Raw genomic sequence first — 17041 nt, forward strand, 5'->3', positions numbered from 1 at the left:
GACATCGGAGGTGCCGAAGGCCCGGACCGTCAGCTCCTCCAGCTTCCAGACGGAGCGCCGGGCTGTCTCCAGCTCGGCCGGGTTGTCCGCGTCCAGCACATGCAGGAAGAGCGTGGCTGTGGCCCTGCGGGCGTGGCCCTGCGGGCGGCGGCCGGTGACCCGAGGGCGGTGTCGGCCAGCGGAACCCCGTACTTCGCCAGACGCAGCGGCATCAGGGCCTCGACGGGCGACTTGCGGCGCCAGTTGCGGCCGAAGCGGGCCTGGAGGCGGGCCTGGTAGATCAGCCGGTCCTGTTCGAGCTTGATGACCTGGTCGTAACTGCGCAGTTCCCACAGCTTCATCCGGCGCCACAGCCGGAACGTGGGAACGGGGGAGAGCAGCCAGCGGGTGAGGCGCACGCCCTCCATGTGCTTGTCGGCCGTGATGTCGGCGATCCGGCCCACGGCGTGCCGGGCGGCCTCGACGGCGACCACGAACAGCACGGGGATGACCGCGTGCATGCCGACGCCGAGCGGGTCGGGCCAGGCCGCGGCGCCGTTGAAGGCGATCGTCGCGGCGGTCAGCAGCCAGGCGGTCTGGCGCAGCAGCGGGAACGGGATGCGCAGCCAGGTCAGCAGCAGGTCCAGGGCGAGCAGTACGCAGATGCCCGCGTCGATGCCGATCGGGAAGACCAGCGAGAAATCCCCGAAGCCCTTCTTCTCGGCGAGTTCGCGCACCGCGGCGTACGAGCCCGCGAATCCGATCGCGGCGATGAGCACCGCACCGGCGACCACGAGACCGATGAGTATCCGGTGGGTGCGTGTCAGCTGCATCGCGGCCACCCGCGTTCCCTCCTCGTTCCCCGTATTCGATGTATCCGACGTGCCGGACGTGCCCGATGTGTCAGATGTGTCGGATCCGCCCGACGTTCTGTGCGGACGTCCTGTTCATCGGTGCCCGCGGTGCCCTCCGGCGGGCACCGATGAACAGGACGTCCGCACAGAACGTCGGGCGGATCCGACACATCTGACACATCGGGCACGTCCGGCACGTCGGATACATCGAATACGGGGAACGAGGGGCGGGAGCCCGGCCCCCGGGGGAGGGCCGGGCTCCGTGAAACCGCTCGTGGCCGGGGGATTCGGGCGCCCGGTCGGCCCGTCGGGGGTGGCTCAGGTGGTCTTCCTGGTGGACGACTTGTGGGCGGAGGTCTTCCGGCTCTTCGGCTTGTCGTCCGAGTCGTCGTCGTCCTTGCCCGAGGAGCCGCCGGAGGTCGTGGAGCCGTTCGGGTCGGCCGACTTGGACGGTTCCGCGTCGGCGGCGGAGACCGCGGCCACCGCTTCCTTGGCGGCCTTCTCGGCGCCCTTCACGATGTCCTCGGAGGACGGGGCCTTCGCGCCCGCGTAACCGGCGCCGTTGTAGGTGAGGGTGACGACGACGTTCCCGGTACGGGCCACGACCGTCGCGTACTTGAAGTCCTCGCTCGTCTTGGTGAGTTCGTAGGTGACCTTGGTGGCCTGCTCGCCGATGCCGTTGGCGGCCGCCTCGGCGACCTTCTTGGCGCCCGCGGTGTCCTTGGCCTTGGCGACCTGCTTCTCGAAGTCCTGCTGCGCGCGCTCGGCGCCGCTGCCCAGGGCCTGGTCGGAGTCGAAGCGGGTGAAGCCGACGTCGAGCCAGCGGTACTGGGAGCCCTTCACGCCCTTGTCGTCGAGACCGTTCCACGAGCAGCCCGTGCGGTACGAGATGTCGCTGGACGTGGCGGCCGTGCCGTTCTTGGACTTCGCGTCGGGCACCAGGGAGGTGATCGTCTTCTTGGTGATCGACTTGCACGGGTCGGGCAGCGCGGCGAACTTCGCGGGCTCGACGGTCGGTTCCTTCTTCTTCGGGGCCGCCGAAGCGGATGCCGAGGAGCCCGACTCCTTCTTGTCCTTGTCGTCGGAGTCCGACGAGCAGCCGGCGACGACGAGCATCACCGGAACGGCGGCGCAGGCGAGTATGCGGGTGAGTCGCGGGGCTGAACGGTGCATGGTTCCTTCACTCGGGTGGCGCGGCGGGCGGGCTGCCGGGCGGTCGGGCGGTCGGTCGGCCGGTCGGGCGGACCGGAGGTTCCGGAGGGCCACGGTACGACGGACCGGGGCCGGATGCCGCCTCGGCCGGGGACGCGGAGGCCGTGGGCGGGACCGGCCGGGAGCTCCCGGGGCGGGGCTACTCGTCGAACTCCTCGACCAGGTTCCGGGCCAGTGCCTGCGCCTTCTCCTGCAGTTCCTTGCTGTCGGGAACCACGGTGGAGACGGCCGGCTGATCGGTGTACTCGACGGTCACGATGACGTTCGATGTGCGAAATACCACGCTGACCGTGCGGTGCCGCGCGGCGGAACCCGCCCGGGTGAGCAGATCGTTCAGGAACGCGCTGTCCCCGAGGTCGTCGAGCGTGCGCGGCTGGAGGTCCTCGCCGTCGTCCTCGCCGCCGTTCCCGGCTCCGGCGGTGTCGCCGTCGCCACCGTCGGTCTTCGGGTCGTCGGTCTTCGGGTCGCCGGTTCCGGCGTCTTCGGCCTTCGGGTCGTCGCCGTGGGCGTCGCTCTTCCCGGAGGAGGAACCGTCCTCGGCGGGCGGGCCGGACAGGGGGTGCGAGGCCGCGCCGGACTCCGAACCGGAGTGGGGTCCGGCGGCGTCCGGGGCGTCGGCGTCGTCGGAGGTGTTCGAGGGCGTCTGCTTCTTCGCGCCGTCGGGGGTCGCGGAGGCGGAGGGCGAGGAGAGGCCGGCGGCGGTCACCTTCTTCGTGTACACCTCGTCGGCGCGGTCGTCGTCGCTCACCGAGGGGTCGTAGGACACGACGCGCTCGAAGTCGATGAACAGGGTGCGCGAGGAGGAATGGTCCTCCGACTTCCAGCGGCAGCCGACCCGGCGGTCGGTGTCGTAGGTGACGGTGGCGGTGCCCTCGTACACCTTCTTCTGCTGCTCCTCGGAGAGTTCGGCGGAGCCCGGGAGCAGGTCCTTGAGCGTGGACGACGCGACCGCGCGGCACGGCTCGGGGAGGGTGCGGTACTTGCCGGGGGCCGCCACGGCCTCGGTCGCCTCGCCGGGCTTGCTGTCGGCTGCGGAACCACCGGTTCCGGTGTCGGCGCTGCAACCGACGGCGAGCGCTGCCAGCAGCGCGGCGCCGGGTACGTAGGCCATTCGTCGCACGGCCCTGGGCTCCCTTCGTGCGAAAAACGGTTGCCGCTCGATGGCGACCGGTGGAGACAATGTGTATCGCACGCGCCGCTGTGAATGCCGGTCGACCGACTCGTTTGCCGACCTTGGCACCGGTTTTGCGCTTTCAGACTTTTCGGGGGAATTGAGGAACTATGTCGTATGTAGAGGTGCCGGGCGCGAAGGTTCCGATCCGCATGTGGGCCGACCCGGCCTCGGTCGAGGACTCGGCCATGCAGCAGCTGCGCAACGTGGCCACCCTGCCCTGGATCAAGGGGCTGGCGGTCATGCCGGACGTCCACTTCGGCAAGGGCGCGACGGTCGGCTCGGTGATCGCGATGCACGGTGCGGTCTGTCCGGCGGCGGTGGGCGTGGACATCGGCTGCGGGATGTCCGCGGTGAAGACCTCGCTGACGGCCAACGACCTGCCGGGCGACCTGTCCCGGCTCCGGTCGAAGATCGAGCAGGCCATTCCGGTGGGTCGCGGGATGCACGACGACGCCGTGGACCCCGACCGGCTGTACGGCTTCCGCGCACCGGGCTGGGACGACTTCTGGGCGCGGTTCGGCGATGTGGCCGAGGAGGTCCGGTTCCGTCGGGAACGGGCCACGAAGCAGATGGGGACGCTCGGCTCGGGCAACCACTTCATCGAGTTCTGCCTCGACGAGTCGGGTTCGGTCTGGCTGATGCTGCACTCCGGGTCGCGGAACATCGGCAAGGAACTGGCCGACTTCCACATCGGCCAGGCGCAGAAGCTGCCGCACAACCAGGACCTGATCGACCGCGACCTGGCGGTGTTCATCGCCGACACCCCGCAGATGGCGGCCTACCGCAACGACCTGTTCTGGGCGCAGGAGTACGCGAAGCACAACCGCGCCGTCATGATGGCGCTCTTCCAGAACGTGGTCCGCAAGGAGTTCAAGAAGGCCAAGGTGACCTTCGAGCCGGTCATCTCCTGCCACCACAACTACGTGGCGGAGGAGCGGTACGAGGGCATGGACCTGCTGGTCACGCGGAAGGGCGCGATCCGTGCGGGCTCCGGGGACTTCGGGATCATCCCGGGCTCGATGGGCACCGGTTCGTACATCGTGAAGGGCCTCGGCAACGAGAAGTCCTTCAACTCGGCCTCGCACGGCGCGGGTCGGAAGATGAGCCGGAACGCCGCGAAGCGGCGCTTCTCGACGCGCGACCTGGAGGACCAGACGCGGGGTGTGGAGTGCCGCAAGGACTCCGGCGTCGTGGACGAGATCCCGGCCGCGTACAAGCCGATCGAGCAGGTCATCGAGCAGCAGCGGGACCTGGTGGAGGTCGTCGCCAAGCTCAAGCAGGTGGTGTGCGTGAAGGGCTGAGCACCGGTACGGGCGCCGCGCCGGGTTCTTCGGAACCCCGGCCGCGGGCCCGGTCCCGGGCTCATGGTGGGCCCTGTCGCGCATGTCGGCCCCGGACGCGGGTGGTGTGTCCGGGGCCTTCCCGCGTCCCTGTGTCGCGGCGTCTTCGCCCTCCGCTGTTGCCGCGTCTCCGTGCCCCGTGTTTCTGCCCGGGGCGGTCCGTTTCCCGCCGGGGTCAGTTGGTGCGGTGGACCTTGGAATTGGACGCCTGGGCGCGGGGGCGGACGACCAGGAGGTCGATGTTGACGTGGCTGGGCCGGGTGACGGCCCAGGTGATGGTGTCGGCCACGTCGTCGGCGGTGAGGGGCGCGTCGACGCCCGCGTACACCTTGGCGGCCTTCTCGGTGTCGCCGCGGAAGCGGGTGGTGGCGAACTCCTCCGTCTTGACCATGCCGGGGGCGACCTCGATGACGCGGACCGGGGTGCCGACGATCTCCAGGCGGAGCGTCTCGGCCAGTACGTGCTCGCCGTGCTTGGCGGCCACGTAACCGCCGCCGCCCTCGTACGTGCCGAGGCCCGCGGTGGAGGAGAGGACCACGATCGTGCCGTCGCCGCTCGCGGTGAGCGCGGGGAGCAGGGCCTGGGTGACGTTGAGCGTGCCGATGACGTTCGTCTCGTACATCTGGCGCCAGTCGGCGGGGTCACCGGTGGCGACGGGGTCGGCGCCGAGCGCTCCGCCCGCGTTGTTGACGAGGACGGCGAGGGTGCGGAACGCCGTGGCGAACTCGTCCACCGCGGCGCGGTCGGTGACGTCCAGGGCGTAGGCCGTGGCCTGGTGGCCCGCCTCGTTGATCTCCTCGGCGAGCGCCTCGATGCGGTCCTTGCGGCGGGCGGTCAGTACGACGCGGTGGCCGGCGGCGGCCAGTTGGCGGGCGGTCGCGGCGCCGATGCCGCTGCTCGCTCCGGTGATGACGGCGATCGGGGTGGCGGCCATGGCGGACTCCTCGGGCGGACGATCTATGACGCGGCCAGGATAGGCAGGCGCGGATCGGTGGTCCGAAACGTGTCGGTGGGTGGACGCGGGTCGGGGGGAAGAGGGGCGGGGGCGGGTCTGCCTACAGTTCCCCCATGTCCCTCATGAAGATCATCGACCTCGAACCCGGCGACGCCAGACTGGCCGACGACCTGCTCCCCGTCCTGCGCGAACTCCGTCCCCACCTCACCGAGGACCTCTTCCGGGAGGTGTACGAGCGGGGGCACGGGCAGGGCCTGCGGTTCAGCGCCGCCTACGACGACCGGGGCGTCTGCGTGGGCGCGGCCGGGTGGCGCGTCGTCGACAACACCAGCCAGATCCGGAAGCTGTACGTCGACGACCTGGTCACCACCGAGGGCGCCCGTTCCACCGGGGTCGGCCGAGGGCTCCTCGGGCACCTGGAGGAGCGGGCCAGGGAGGCCGGTTGCCGATACCTCAACCTGGACTCGGGCACGCACCGCACCGATGCCCACCGCTTCTACCTGCGGGAGCGGCTGGACATCGTCGCGTTCAACTTCGACAAGGCCCTCGACTCGGACTGAGCGCCGGTCCGCGGCCCGGCCCGTTCCGCCCACCCGGTGGGCCGGGTCCGGCCGATGGTGCTCAGCGCGGTGCGAACGCCGTCGGGGACACCCCGACCGTGGCCGTGAAGTCCCTGATCAGATGGGCCTGGTCGCTGTAGCCGAGTTCGGCGGCGAGCACCGCCCAGTCCACCCCGGGGTCCGATTCGGCCCGCTCCAGCGCCTCGTGGATCCGGTAGCGGAGGATGACCCACTTGGGTCCGACGCCGACGTACGTGGAGAAGAGCCGCTGGAGGGAGCGCCGGGACAGCCCCCCGACGCGGGCGAGTTCGTCGACGCGGCGCACCGTGCGGTCCGTGCGCACCAGGTCGACCAGGGCCATCGCGCGTTCGGCCTGCGGGTCCGGCCGGGGCGCGAGCGCCAGCAGGTACGCGTCGAGCGCCGCCACCCGTGCGTCCTCGTCCGCCGGGTCGAGCACGGCCGACGGCGGGGCGGGCGGGGCGAACACCTCGTCCGCGGGCAGCCGTCGGCCCGTCCATTGCGCGACCGGCAGGTCCGGCGCGAACGGCCGGAACCCGCCGGGCCGGAACTGCACGCCGCAGACCCGGCCCCGGCCCTCCAGCTTCTGCGTGAAGAGCTTCAGCCCGATGCCCGAGACCTCCACGAGGTCGGCCGCGTGCTCGTACCGCTGGAAGACCAGGTTCACGGACGGGTGCGGCACCAGGTGGGAGGCGTACGGCTGCGACAGGTCCCAGTCGATGAGCCAGTAGTGCTCCAGGTACGGCCGGAGTCCGGCGGCGGGTTCGCGGCGGCGGAAACGTACCTGTGCGAAGAGTTCGGGGGCGTCGACGATGCCCCGGGTGTCGCGTCGAGGACCGGCCATGGCGGCGATTTTATGGCGCTTCCGCGGCGTGCTTCACGGTGTGCGGATTTTTTTGCGGGGCGATGGCGCGTTTCTTCAAGCGCCGGTCCGTCGCGGCGTGCAGGGTCGGCGGATGGAGAAGATGAGCGAACTGCTGGAGGCGGCCGCCGCACGGGCCGTGCCGGTGCTGGACGGGATCGACGACAGCAGCCTCGGAGCACCGACGCCCTGCGCGGAGTACGACGTACGGGAGTTGATCAACCACCTCTTCCAAGTGGTCGTCAACTTCCAGGCGCTGGCGGCCCGGGAGCCGGTCGAGTTCGGTGAGGCGCCGGACGTCGTCACGGGGGACTGGCGGGCCCGTTTCGCCGAGGAGACCGACAGACTGGTGGCGGCCTGGGCCGTGCCCGGCGCGGAGGAGGGCACGGCGGGGGCCATGGGGCTGCCGGCCAGGACCGTGGGGAACATGGTGCTGGGCGATCTGACCGTCCACTCCTGGGACCTCGCGCGGGCCACCGGCCAGGACTTCGCGCCGGACGCGTCCGTGCTGGACGAGATCGGTCCCGCGCTGGCCGCGATGGCGCCGATGGCCAGGGAGGCGAAGGTGTTCGGCGAGCCGCACCCCGTGCCGGAGGGGACCGGCCCCTTCGAGCGGGCGCTGGCGCTGACCGGCCGCGATCCGCACTGGCGGGCGCCCGGCGCGTGACCCGGTGACACGTCCCGGGCGTACGGGCAGGACCGTACGCCCGGGAGCGGGCAGGGGAGTTGCCCGTACGCCGACGAGCGGGCCGTGGTGTGTCCGGTCGGTCAGCGGCTCCACACGTGCAGTGCGTCGCCCGACTCCGACACCGTGTACCAGGTGCCGTCGCCCAGGGCGGTGGGCACGCCGGAGATCGGGAAGGGGTACGCGAGCCGCGCGGTCACCCGCATCTCCTCCCCGGCCGTGCTCACCAGCCAGTGGCGCTGCTCGCCGTACTCCCCGTCCCGCTCCGACGTACCGGCGACGACGGTCTCCTCGTCGAGGAAGCCGCACTCGTAGTCCCAGAGCGACTCGTCGGCGTCCTCGTCGTCGGGGTCGGCCTCGGGGTGGCGGGGGACGGCGTTCCGGGTGTCGAGTTCGGCCAGGACGGAGCCGTCCTCGACGCGGTGCACGCCGAGCGTCTCCTCGTAGTGCGTCACCGTCAGGAAGCGGTCGCCCGACGGGCTCACCGCCGTCAGGATGCGTTCGTCGTCGCAGAACCGCTCGACGGTGAGTTCCTCGCCGTCCCACCTGCCCCACAGCAGCGGCACCCCGTCCTGCCCCTCGCCGACGCACAGGCCCATCAGGGCGGGATCCGGGTGCGGGACGTGGTCCGAGCCGGCCGCCACCGTCTCCGCGTCCACCCGGCCGAGGACCCGGCCGTCGGCGGCGTCGATGACCAGCCATTCGTCCAGCGCCTCCGGGTCGGGCCCCGAGGCGGCGACGGGGCCGCGGATGTGGGCCCACACGAGCGTGCCGTCCGCCGAGAACACGGCCGAGCCGCTGTCCGGGTACCGGTGCCGGGTATCGGTCGCGTACTCCTCGAACCCGGTGTGGAGCGTGCGGCAGCTGCCCTCCCAGCAGCCGTGCGCGATCTCCCAGCGCACCGCGCCCGCCGGGTCCACCGCGCGCACCGCGTGCACCCCGGCGAAGACCGCGAGACCGGCGTCCGGCGCCACTGCGAAGGTGCCGAAGTTGCGGGGCCAGGGCGCGGGGAAGCGGACCGCCGGGGCATGCGCCGAACCCGGCACGTCCGCCGCTTCCGGAACATCCGCTGCGTCCGCCGCGTCCGAGACGCCCGTCCGGTCCGGGGCGACCACGACCAGTTCGGTGTCGCCGCGCTGGACGAGCAGACGCCGGCCGGACGCCCCGCCGGGGCGCGGCACGGGCCACCGGACCAGGTACGGGGCGTCCGCCGCGTCCCGCTCCCGGTCCAGCGGTGCGGCGAACGTGGTGACAAGGCGTGCGGTGGCGACGTCGACCATGGGCCGGGCCTCCCTCTCGTGCTTCGGTGCCGCGCCGGTACGGGAAGGGCCGTGCGGCCGGGGCCGGCGGCCACGCGCGGCCGTGCCGCGACCGGGCCGCACCCGGACTCCCCGCACCGTTCCTCGGGCAGCCGAGTGGGCAAGTGTTCGACGTAGTATCCCCGCCGATGATCCTGCCGCCGGCCCGCCGGTATCCGCTCCGTGCCCCCGGCGCGGACCGTGGCGGCGATGGCGGTGGCGGTCCGGGTCAGCGGTGTCGGGCGTCGGGGACGACGGCGACCGGGACGGGTGCGTAGTGCAGCATCGCGTGGCCCACCGGTCCGAGGCGGAATCCGTGCCATCCGGTGCTCCGGCGGGCCCCGACGACCAGGAGTTCCGCGCCCTCGGCGGCCTCGATGAGGCTCTGGTGCGTCGGCCCCCGTACCACCGACCGGTGGATGACGACGCCGGAGGAACCGGCCGGATCCAGACGTTCCAGCACCTCCTCCAGGTGCTCCTCGGCCTCCCGGTGGTAGGAGGTGGCCGGGGAGCCCGCGATGAGCGGATGGCCCATGGGCCCGTGGGCGGGGCTGCGCCAGACGCGTACGGCGACCAGCTCGCCGTGGCGGACCGCCGCCCGCTCCAGCGCGAAGACGGCGGCCGGTGCGGGCGTGTCGGAATCGCTGATCCCGACGACGACGCGGCCGGGGTGCGACGGAGGCCCGGACGGGTGCGCCGGGACGACCACGACCGGGCAGCGGGACCGGCCGGCGAGCGACAGGCTGACGGACCCCAGCAGCATTCCGGCCACCCGGCCCCGGCCGCGCGAACCGAGGACGACCAGGGCGGCCTCCCGGCTCTCCTCGACGAGCGCCGTCACGGTGTCCTCGGCCAGCACGACGGCCTCCGCCTCGACCCCGGGGCCGAGCCGCCGGGCCCGGTCCGCGGCCTCGGCGACGAGGCGCCCGGCGATGACCTCCTCCGTGGGGCGCTCGGTGTCGAAGACGTCGTGCACGCCCTCGTAGCGCTCCCACAGGGACGCGTGGACGACCCGCAGGGACAGCCGCGAGCGCGCCGCCTCCGCCACCGCCCAGTCCAGGGCGCGCAGACTCCCCTCCGACCCGTCCACCCCGACGACCACGGGGAGCGGCATCGCTCCCACCGCCTTCCGTACCTCGGTGCTCCGGCGCTCTCGCGTCCGGCTTCCGGCGTGCCGCTACGGATCGATCGTCAGCACCTGATCCATGGGCCGGCGCGGGGTGCGCGGCCCCGTGGGCCCGTATCCCAGCCGGACGATCATCTGGGCGTGGCCCGAGCCGTGCACCGGGTCGCGCAGCAGCCAGCGCAGGTCGGGCCATTCGAGGGGCTGGGTCGCGAACGACGTGGACACGTCGTGGAGCGTGGCCGTGAGCAGCATCCGCTCCAGTGCCTGACCGGCGCGGAGCCAGTCGACGGCGTGGTCGCCCGCGGTGGACAGCAGGGCCAGCTGCGGCCGCTTCTCGAACGGCACGCGGGCCCGGCCGGGCTGCGGGGCCGTCCCCAGGAAGTCGCGGGCGGTCGCCCGCGCCGAGGCGTCACGGGGGCCCATGGCGTAGTCCGTGATGCCGTCCACGGGGGCCTCGGTCCTCGTGTCCCGGGTCCAGCTCCGCTGCTCGGCCTCCCGCGCCGGGTCCTCGCGGGCGTAGCCCTCGGCGTCCCGGATCAGGTCCAGCACCTCCTCCAGGTGCGGGGAGGCCAGGAACGCGAAGGCCGCGCCCTCCGCCCGGGCCGCCCCGACGAGCAGCTCCCGGACGTCCGGCGGGATCTGCTGGTCGTCGAACGGGTAGCGGCTCGTGTGCCGCTCCCGGATCGCGGGGTACAGCGCGGCGAGCGCCACGTCCCCGCCATCGGCCCCGCCCTCGTTCCCGTCGGTGCGGTGGCCGAGCCGTACGGTGGCCAGCACCGCGGGGGCCGACGGGTCGGGCAGCAGCGCGGTGACGGCGTGCAGCCCGCGGTGCGCGGCGGACACCCGCAGGTTCAGCAGCGCCGCGCCGCACCCCACGTGCAGCGCCCGGGTGGCCGGGTCCTCCTCGGGCAGCGCGCGGTCGAGATCGGCGAGGAGCGTGACGGTCCGGCCCGCCCGGGTGGCGCGGAACCGCCAGGGCTGGGCGTTGTGCATGGACGGGGCGGCAGCGGCGTCGGCGACGAGTTCGGTCAGCGTCGCGTCGTCGAGTGACTGGCTGGACATCAAGGACTCCCCGGGATCGGGAACGGTCGATGCCCCTCCAGCATGGAACAGATGGGGGGCGGACGCGGTCCGAGAACACCGCGAAGGGCGGGGTCCGGGCCCCGCCCTCATCCGTTGTGTGCCGTGAACTCCCAGGTCAGGGCCATACCAAGCAGTACGCCTGGTGTCCGGCATCGTGCAGCCGGTGGGAGAAGTCCTGCCATTCGTGGAGCAGCCGGTAGACGTTGAACGCGTCCTGCGGGCCGCCGCGGTCGGGGACCGTGGACCAGATGAACGCCGCGGCGCCCACCGACTCCTCGCCGACGCCGCGCAGCGGGTCGACGACCGTCATCGGGAGCTTGACCACCGCGTAGTCGGGGTGGAGCACGACCAGCTCCAGCGGGGGGACCCGGTGCAGGGGTATGCCCTGGATCCCGGTGAGGACCATCGCCGCCACCGTCTCCGGCTTGATCTTGGTGAACATGCCGCCCATGCCCAGCTCGTCGCCGCCGAGCTCCTCGGGGCGCATCGAAATGGGCACGCGTGCCGCGGTGGCCCCGTCGGGGGCACCGAAGTACTTGTAGGTCACCCCCACCCGGCCACCACTCCTGCTTCCGACCTCGCCGTCCTGCGCCCCACCGGACCGTATGGCCTGCTCGCGCTTCGCCTCACGCCGGTGCCGACCCCGCCGGGCAGGCTCGGGCCCCAGGTCGCCGGTCCCTTCGCCCACTCCGCCACCGCGATGCATATCTCATCCACCCGACTGCTACTCAGGAGACACAGCCCCTACCCAGGAGACACAGCTCTGCCGCGCAACCCGATCATCGTGTCAGTGACCTCCCCCGCGGACGTGCGGTGAAACACCTGTCCGCAAGTCCGTCCGGGGCTCTGACACCATGGCGTATGTGAGCTTTCCCTATGACGCCCCAGTTTCGCAGACGCTTTTCGACCGCGCGTCCCTCGTGACGCCCGGCGGCGTGAACTCTCCCGTCCGTGCTTTCCGGGCCGTGGGCGGTACGCCCCGGTTCATGGTGTCCGGCACCGGTCCGTACCTCACGGACGCCGACGGCCGGGAGTACGTCGACCTCGTGTGCTCGTGGGGGCCGATGATCCTCGGCCACTCCCACCCGGAGGTCATCGCCGCAGTCCAGGAGGCCGTCGCCCGCGGCACCTCGTTCGGCACGCCGGGCGAGGGCGAGGTCGCGCTCGCCGAGGAGATCGTGGCCCGGGTCGAGCCGGTGGAGCAGGTGCGGCTGGTGTCGTCCGGCACCGAGGCGACCATGTCCGCGATCCGGCTGGCCCGCGGGTTCACCGGCCGGGCCAAGGTGGTGAAGTTCGCCGGCTGCTACCACGGCCACGTGGACGCGCTGCTGGCCGCCGCCGGGTCCGGGGTCGCGACCTTCGGCCTCCCGGACACCCCGGGGGTCACCGGTGCGCAGGCCGGCGACACGATCGTGCTGCCGTACAACGACCTGGACGCCGTCCGCGAGGCGTTCGCCGCGCACCCCGGCGAGATCGCCTGCGTGATCACCGAGGCGTCGCCGGGCAACATGGGCGTCGTGCCGCCGCTGGACGGTTTCAACGCCGGGCTCAAGGAGCTCTGCGCCGCGAACGGGGCGCTCTACATCTCCGACGAGGTCATGACCGGTTTCCGTACCTCGAAGGCCGGCTGGTTCGGCGTCGACGGGGTGCGGCCCGACCTGATGACCTTCGGCAAGGTCATGGGCGGCGGCTTCCCGGCCGCGGCCTTCGGCGGGCGCGCGGACGTGATGGCGCACCTCGCCCCGGCCGGCCCCGTCTACCAGGCGGGCACCCTCTCCGGGAACCCGATCGCCACCGCCGCCGGTCTCGCCCAGCTGCGGCTGCTCGACGACGCGGCGTACGCCGCGGTGGACGCGGTCTCCGCGGAGATCCGCGGGCTGGTCGGCGAGGCGCTCACCAAGGAGGGCGTGGCGCACACGGTGCAGGCGGCGAGCAACATGTTCTCCGTCTTCTTCACCGACCGGCCGGTGCGGAACTACGAGGACGCGAAGCAGCAGGAGTCCTTCCGCTTCACCGCGTTCTTCCACTCGATGCTGGCGCAGGGCGTCTACCTGCCGCCGTCGGCCTTCGAGTCCTGGTTCGTCTCCACCGCCCACGACGCGCGGGCCGTCGAGCGCGTCGCCGCCGCCCTGCCCGCCGCCGCCCGCGCCGCCGCGGAGGCCACCGCATGAGCGAGAACGCGAGCTCCGGCGGCGGCCGCGAGGGCAAGGACATCACCGTCGTCCACCTGATGCGGCACGGCGAGGTGCACAACCCGGAGGGCGTGCTGTACGGGCGCCGCCCCGGCTACCACCTCTCCGAGCTCGGCCGGCAGATGGCCGACCGGGTGGCCGAGCACCTGGCGGGCCGCGACATCACGCACGTCGTCGCCTCCCCGCTGGAGCGGGCCCAGGAGACGGCCACGCCGATCGCCAGGGCGCACGAGCTGGACCTGGCCACCGACGAGCGGCTCATCGAGGCCGCCAACGTCTTCGAGGGCAAGACGTTCGGCGTCGGGGACGGCGCGCTGCGCAAGCCGGACAACTGGAAGCACCTGACGAACCCGTTCCGGCCGTCGTGGGGCGAGCCGTACATCGAGCAGGTCGTGCGGATGATGGGCGCGCTGGACGCGGCGCGCGACGCGGCGCGCGGTCACGAGGCGGTGTGCGTCAGCCACCAGCTGCCGATCTGGATCGTGCGCAGCTTCGTCGAGCGGCGGCGGCTGTGGCACGACCCGCGCAAGCGGCAGTGCACCCTCGCCTCGCTGACCAGCTTCACGTACCAGGGCGACAAGATCGTGTCCGTCGGGTACACGGAACCGGCGCGGGACCTGGTGCCGGCGCATCTGCGGGCCGGGGCGAAGCCGGTGAAGGGCAAGTCGAAGGCGTTCGGCGCGTAGCCGGCCGGCGTGTAGTCGGCCCACCGGCCGGGAAGCCGGACGGAGCGGGGCGGGGCGGGGTGGCGGAGGATCCGGCCCCGCCCCGCCCCGCGTTGTTGTCCTGCTCCGTTCAGGCCCGCCCTGTTGCCCCGCTCCATCCCGTGTTGTCGCCCCGTCCAGCCGCCCACACTCTGCTAGGTCATGTGTTCGAGCGCGGTCCGGGTCTGGTCACATAAAGAATCATGTGCTAATTCACGGAACCCCCGTGTTGTTTCCGCCATCTAAGCCTTCGCCAGTTTGTATGGACTTAAGGCAAAACGACCGCAGATGGGGTAATCATGCGTGATATCAGCCGAAGGGGTCTGCTCGGGGCCGGCCTCGGTGCCGCCGCCGCTGTTGGGGTGGCGGGCTGTGGCACCTTCGGCTCCTCCGGCGGGAGCCAGTCGGGGACCACGGGGGAGAAGGGGACCGACGGGAGCACCCGGGGGACCAAGCCCGCGGAGAAGGACGTCCGGAAGATCGGGGACGGTTCCACCGCGGACACCGGCAAGCAGCCGCACCAGCCCGCCAGGCCGGTACCGCTCGAACCCGGTCAGACGCCGCCGCAGTTCGTGATCTTTTCCTGGGACGGTGCGGGCGAGGTCGGCAACGGACTCTTCCCGCGCTTTCTGGAACTCGCCAAGGACCATGACGCGGCGATGACCTTCTTCCTGTCCGGGATCTATCTGCTGCCCGAGTCCAAGAAGTCCATGTACCGGCCGCCCAACAATCCGATCGGCGCCTCCGACATCGGTTATCTCACCGACGACCACATCAAGGAGACGCTGAAGAACGTCCGCCGGGCCTGGCTCGACGGGCACGAGATCGGCACCCATTTCAACGGGCATTTCTGCGCGGGTTCCGGTTCGGTCGCGAACTGGTCGCCCCAGCAGTGGCGGAACGAAATCGACCAGGCGGTCTCCTTCGTCACCGAATGGCGCACCAACACCGGCTGGAACGATCTCGACCCGCTGCCTTTCGACTACCGCAAGGAACTGGTCGGCGGGCGCGCCCCCTGCCTGCTCGGCCAGGAGAACCTGCTGCCCACCGCGAGCAGGCTCGGCTGGCGCTACGACGCCAGTTCGCCCGGCGGAACCCAGGTCTGGCCCAAGAAGCGCCAGGGCGTCTGGGACCTGCCGCTCCAGGCCATGCCCTTCCCCGGGCACACCTTCGAAGTCCTCTCGATGGACTACAACATCCTGGCCAACCAGTCGCTCAATTCGACCAAGGGCATGCCCTCGCGCTATCCCGGATGGCGTGAACAGGCCACCCAGTCGTACCTCGCCGGATTCAACCGCGCCTACACGACGAATCGCGCGCCGTTCTACATCGGAAACCACTTCGAGGAGTGGAACGGCGGCATCTACATGGACGCGGTCGAAGCGGTGATCAAGAAAATCGCCGGGAAGCCGGACGTGCGCCTGGTCTCCTTCCGGCAGTTCGTCGACTGGCTCGACGTGCAGACCCCGGCCGTCCTCGACAAGCTCCGTTCGCTGGGAGTCGGTCAGGCACCTGCGGGCGGCTGGAACGCCTTCTTTAAAAAAGCCTGACAACGGGCTTTACGGGCACCGAGGGGGGTGCCCGAGATCGCCTGAACCGCCATGCGAAACTTTTCACATGAGCCATGGCCGCGCACCTCGACGCCGCTTCACCCTGCTCGCCGCCCCCGCAGCGGTCGTCGCACTCGCCCTCACGCTGACCGCGTGCGGCGGGGACGACAACAAGACCGGCGGAGGCGGCAACACGAACTTCGTCACGGGCAGTGGCGGGATCTCCACCGTGGCCAAGGGCGACCGCGTCGCCGCCCCGAAGCTGGACGGCGAGACCCTCGACGGCAAGCAGCTCGACGTCGCCGACTACAAGGGCAAGGTCGTCGTGCTGAACATGTGGGGCTCGTGGTGCGGGCCCTGCCGCCTGGAGGCCCAGTACTTCTCGCGGGTGGCCAAGGAGACGAAGGACAAGGGCGTCCAGTTCGTCGGGATCAACACGCGGGACGCCCAGAAGGGCCCCGCGATCAGCTTCGAGAAGGACTACGGGGTCCCCTACCCCAGCCTCTTCGACCCGACCGGCAAGCTCATGCTCCGCTTCCCCAAGGGGACGCTGCGCCCGCAGGCGATCCCGTCGACCGTGGTCCTGGACCGGGACGGGAAGATCGCCGCCCGCTCCCTGACCGCGCTCGACTCCGACAAGCTGCACGAGATGATCGACCCGCTGATCGCGGAGAAGTGACCCCGTGCACACCCTTGCCGCGATCACGGGCGAGAACGAGACCGTGATGAGCGGGGCGCTGCTCGTCGCCCTGCCCATCGCCGTGCTCGGCGGGCTCGTCTCCTTCTTCTCGCCGTGCGTCCTGCCGCTCGTGCCCGGCTACCTCAGTTACGTCACCGGCGTCAGCGGCACCGACCTGGCGCAGGCCCGGCGGGGCCGGATGGTCGCGGGCGCCTCGCTCTTCGTGCTCGGCTTCACCGCCGTGTTCGTCTCCGGCGGCGCGCTCTTCGGCTTCTTCGGCCAGACGCTCCTGGAGAACAGCGGGATCCTCACCAAGGTCCTCGGCGTGCTGATGATCCTGATGGGCGTCTTCTTCATGGGGCTGATGCCCTGGATGACGCAGCGCGAGTTCCGCATCCACAAACGGCCGGTGACCGGACTGGCGGGCGCCCCGCTGCTGGGCGCCCTCTTCGGGATCGGCTGGACCCCGTGCCTGGGCCCGACGCTCAGCTCGGTGAGCATTCTCGCGATGGACCAGGGCACCGCCGGGCGCGGGGCGATACTGACCGTCGCGTACTGCCTCGGCCTCGGCATCCCCTTCGTCCTCACCGCCGTAGCCTTCCGCAAGGCGCTCGGCGCGTTCGGCTGGGTCAAGAAGCACTACGCCTGGGTGATGCGGATCGGCGGCGGAATGATGATCGTGACCGGCCTGCTCCTGCTCACAGGTGTGTGGGGCACGATGATGCAGCAGGTACAGGGCTGGTCCGACGGCTTCACGGTGGGGATCTGAG

Annotated in this window: 16 protein-coding genes and 2 pseudogenes; 8 read left to right on the forward strand and 10 right to left on the reverse strand. The window is 71.5% G+C overall.

Features of this window, described 5'->3' with window-relative positions; genetic code table 11:
• From EAO76_RS46940 to EAO76_RS38030, 4 genes and pseudogenes are all read right to left on the reverse strand, one after another.
• Window positions 1-129 (reverse strand): annotated as a pseudogene (locus tag EAO76_RS46940) (Na+/H+ antiporter subunit E); the annotation flags it as partial.
• Between the two features lie 14 nt (window positions 130-143).
• Window positions 144-812: pseudogene (locus EAO76_RS38020) on the reverse strand (DUF2637 domain-containing protein); the annotation flags it as partial.
• 339 nt (window positions 813-1151) lie between these two features.
• The gene (locus tag EAO76_RS38025; RefSeq protein WP_148840779.1) at window positions 1152-2006 is read right to left on the reverse strand and encodes a DUF3558 family protein; all 855 of its coding nucleotides are present in this window, start codon (window positions 2004-2006) and stop codon (window positions 1152-1154) included.
• Between the two features lie 178 nt (window positions 2007-2184).
• Window positions 2185-3156: a DUF3558 domain-containing protein gene (locus EAO76_RS38030; protein WP_148840862.1), complete on the reverse strand. Its 972-nt coding sequence runs from the start codon at window positions 3154-3156 to the stop codon at window positions 2185-2187.
• 170 nt (window positions 3157-3326) lie between these two features.
• On the opposite strand from EAO76_RS38030, the gene EAO76_RS38035 reads away from it, so the two are divergent.
• Window positions 3327-4520, forward strand: coding sequence for an RtcB family protein (locus tag EAO76_RS38035; RefSeq protein ID WP_148840781.1), 1194 nt, complete (start codon window positions 3327-3329; stop codon window positions 4518-4520).
• Between the two features lie 214 nt (window positions 4521-4734).
• On the opposite strand, the gene EAO76_RS38040 is transcribed toward EAO76_RS38035, so the two are convergent.
• Complete coding sequence (locus EAO76_RS38040) at window positions 4735-5493, reverse strand: SDR family NAD(P)-dependent oxidoreductase (RefSeq protein ID WP_148840783.1); 759 nt, start codon at window positions 5491-5493, stop codon at window positions 4735-4737.
• 143 nt (window positions 5494-5636) lie between these two features.
• Here EAO76_RS38040 and EAO76_RS38045 point away from each other — a divergent pair, with 143 nt between their 5' ends.
• Window positions 5637-6074, forward strand: a complete 438-nt coding sequence (locus EAO76_RS38045; RefSeq protein WP_148840863.1) for a GNAT family N-acetyltransferase — start codon at window positions 5637-5639, stop codon at window positions 6072-6074.
• Between the two features lie 61 nt (window positions 6075-6135).
• Here EAO76_RS38045 and EAO76_RS38050 read toward each other — a convergent pair whose 3' ends face one another.
• Window positions 6136-6936, reverse strand: coding sequence for a helix-turn-helix domain-containing protein (locus EAO76_RS38050; RefSeq protein WP_148840785.1), 801 nt, complete (start codon window positions 6934-6936; stop codon window positions 6136-6138).
• A gap of 112 nt (window positions 6937-7048) precedes the next feature.
• Here EAO76_RS38050 and EAO76_RS38055 point away from each other — a divergent pair, with 112 nt between their 5' ends.
• The gene (locus EAO76_RS38055; RefSeq protein ID WP_148840787.1) at window positions 7049-7621 is read left to right on the forward strand and encodes a TIGR03086 family metal-binding protein; all 573 of its coding nucleotides are present in this window, start codon (window positions 7049-7051) and stop codon (window positions 7619-7621) included.
• Between the two features lie 101 nt (window positions 7622-7722).
• On the opposite strand, the gene EAO76_RS38060 is transcribed toward EAO76_RS38055, so the two are convergent.
• From EAO76_RS38060 to EAO76_RS38075, 4 genes are all read right to left on the reverse strand, one after another.
• On the reverse strand, window positions 7723-8919 hold the full coding sequence (locus tag EAO76_RS38060; RefSeq protein WP_148840789.1) for a hypothetical protein: 1197 nt from the start codon (window positions 8917-8919) through the stop codon (window positions 7723-7725).
• A gap of 247 nt (window positions 8920-9166) precedes the next feature.
• A complete protein-coding gene (locus EAO76_RS38065) occupies window positions 9167-10051 on the reverse strand; it encodes a universal stress protein (protein ID WP_148840791.1) in 885 nt (294 codons plus the stop codon).
• 63 nt (window positions 10052-10114) lie between these two features.
• On the reverse strand, window positions 10115-11125 hold the full coding sequence (locus tag EAO76_RS38070) for an Acg family FMN-binding oxidoreductase (protein ID WP_148840793.1): 1011 nt from the start codon (window positions 11123-11125) through the stop codon (window positions 10115-10117).
• Window positions 11126-11261: 136 nt separating this feature from the next.
• Entirely contained in the window at window positions 11262-11852 is a 591-nt protein-coding gene (locus EAO76_RS38075; protein WP_148840795.1) for a hypothetical protein, read from the reverse strand.
• Between the two features lie 148 nt (window positions 11853-12000).
• Here EAO76_RS38075 and hemL point away from each other — a divergent pair, with 148 nt between their 5' ends.
• From hemL to EAO76_RS38100, 5 genes are all read left to right on the forward strand, one after another.
• The gene (gene hemL / locus EAO76_RS38080; protein ID WP_376041336.1) at window positions 12001-13317 is read left to right on the forward strand and encodes a glutamate-1-semialdehyde 2,1-aminomutase; all 1317 of its coding nucleotides are present in this window, start codon (window positions 12001-12003) and stop codon (window positions 13315-13317) included.
• Complete coding sequence (locus tag EAO76_RS38085; RefSeq protein ID WP_148840799.1) at window positions 13314-14024, forward strand: histidine phosphatase family protein; 711 nt, start codon at window positions 13314-13316, stop codon at window positions 14022-14024. The genes hemL and EAO76_RS38085 overlap by 4 nt, the downstream gene beginning before the upstream one ends.
• 317 nt (window positions 14025-14341) lie before the next feature.
• Window positions 14342-15592, forward strand: a complete 1251-nt coding sequence (locus EAO76_RS38090; RefSeq protein WP_148840801.1) for a hypothetical protein — start codon at window positions 14342-14344, stop codon at window positions 15590-15592.
• Window positions 15593-15659: 67 nt separating this feature from the next.
• A complete protein-coding gene (locus EAO76_RS38095; RefSeq protein ID WP_148840803.1) occupies window positions 15660-16271 on the forward strand; it encodes a TlpA disulfide reductase family protein in 612 nt (203 codons plus the stop codon).
• 46 nt (window positions 16272-16317) lie between these two features.
• Window positions 16318-17040, forward strand: a complete 723-nt coding sequence (locus EAO76_RS38100; RefSeq protein WP_148840864.1) for a cytochrome c biogenesis CcdA family protein — start codon at window positions 16318-16320, stop codon at window positions 17038-17040.
• Window position 17041 lies beyond the last annotated feature (1 nt).

Origin of the sequence: Streptomyces sp. sk2.1, from assembly GCF_008120935.1 — a bacterium.
Classification (GTDB): domain Bacteria; phylum Actinomycetota; class Actinomycetes; order Streptomycetales; family Streptomycetaceae; genus Streptomyces.

Bases quoted from the DNA above. Each gene is read 5' to 3' on its own strand.
- EAO76_RS38025 (WP_148840779.1), bottom strand. From the start codon at position 2,006: ATGCACCGTTCAGCCCCGCGACTCACCCGCATACTCGCCTGCGCCGCC.
- EAO76_RS38040 (WP_148840783.1), bottom strand. From the start codon at position 5,493: ATGGCCGCCACCCCGATCGCCGTCATCACCGGAGCGAGCAGCGGCATC.
- EAO76_RS38095 (WP_148840803.1), top strand. From the start codon at position 15,660: ATGAGCCATGGCCGCGCACCTCGACGCCGCTTCACCCTGCTCGCCGCC.
- EAO76_RS38055 (WP_148840787.1), top strand. From the start codon at position 7,049: ATGGAGAAGATGAGCGAACTGCTGGAGGCGGCCGCCGCACGGGCCGTG.
- EAO76_RS38060 (WP_148840789.1), bottom strand. From the start codon at position 8,919: ATGGTCGACGTCGCCACCGCACGCCTTGTCACCACGTTCGCCGCACCG.
- EAO76_RS38035 (WP_148840781.1), top strand. From the start codon at position 3,327: ATGTCGTATGTAGAGGTGCCGGGCGCGAAGGTTCCGATCCGCATGTGG.
- EAO76_RS38070 (WP_148840793.1), bottom strand. From the start codon at position 11,125: ATGTCCAGCCAGTCACTCGACGACGCGACGCTGACCGAACTCGTCGCC.
- EAO76_RS38045 (WP_148840863.1), top strand. From the start codon at position 5,637: ATGAAGATCATCGACCTCGAACCCGGCGACGCCAGACTGGCCGACGAC.
- hemL (WP_376041336.1), top strand. From the start codon at position 12,001: ATGGCGTATGTGAGCTTTCCCTATGACGCCCCAGTTTCGCAGACGCTT.
- EAO76_RS38075 (WP_148840795.1), bottom strand. From the start codon at position 11,852: ATGCATCGCGGTGGCGGAGTGGGCGAAGGGACCGGCGACCTGGGGCCC.
- EAO76_RS38100 (WP_148840864.1), top strand. From the start codon at position 16,318: ATGAGCGGGGCGCTGCTCGTCGCCCTGCCCATCGCCGTGCTCGGCGGG.
- EAO76_RS38030 (WP_148840862.1), bottom strand. From the start codon at position 3,156: ATGGCCTACGTACCCGGCGCCGCGCTGCTGGCAGCGCTCGCCGTCGGT.
- EAO76_RS38085 (WP_148840799.1), top strand. From the start codon at position 13,314: ATGAGCGAGAACGCGAGCTCCGGCGGCGGCCGCGAGGGCAAGGACATC.
- EAO76_RS38065 (WP_148840791.1), bottom strand. From the start codon at position 10,051: ATGCCGCTCCCCGTGGTCGTCGGGGTGGACGGGTCGGAGGGGAGTCTG.
- EAO76_RS38050 (WP_148840785.1), bottom strand. From the start codon at position 6,936: ATGGCCGGTCCTCGACGCGACACCCGGGGCATCGTCGACGCCCCCGAA.
- EAO76_RS38090 (WP_148840801.1), top strand. From the start codon at position 14,342: ATGCGTGATATCAGCCGAAGGGGTCTGCTCGGGGCCGGCCTCGGTGCC.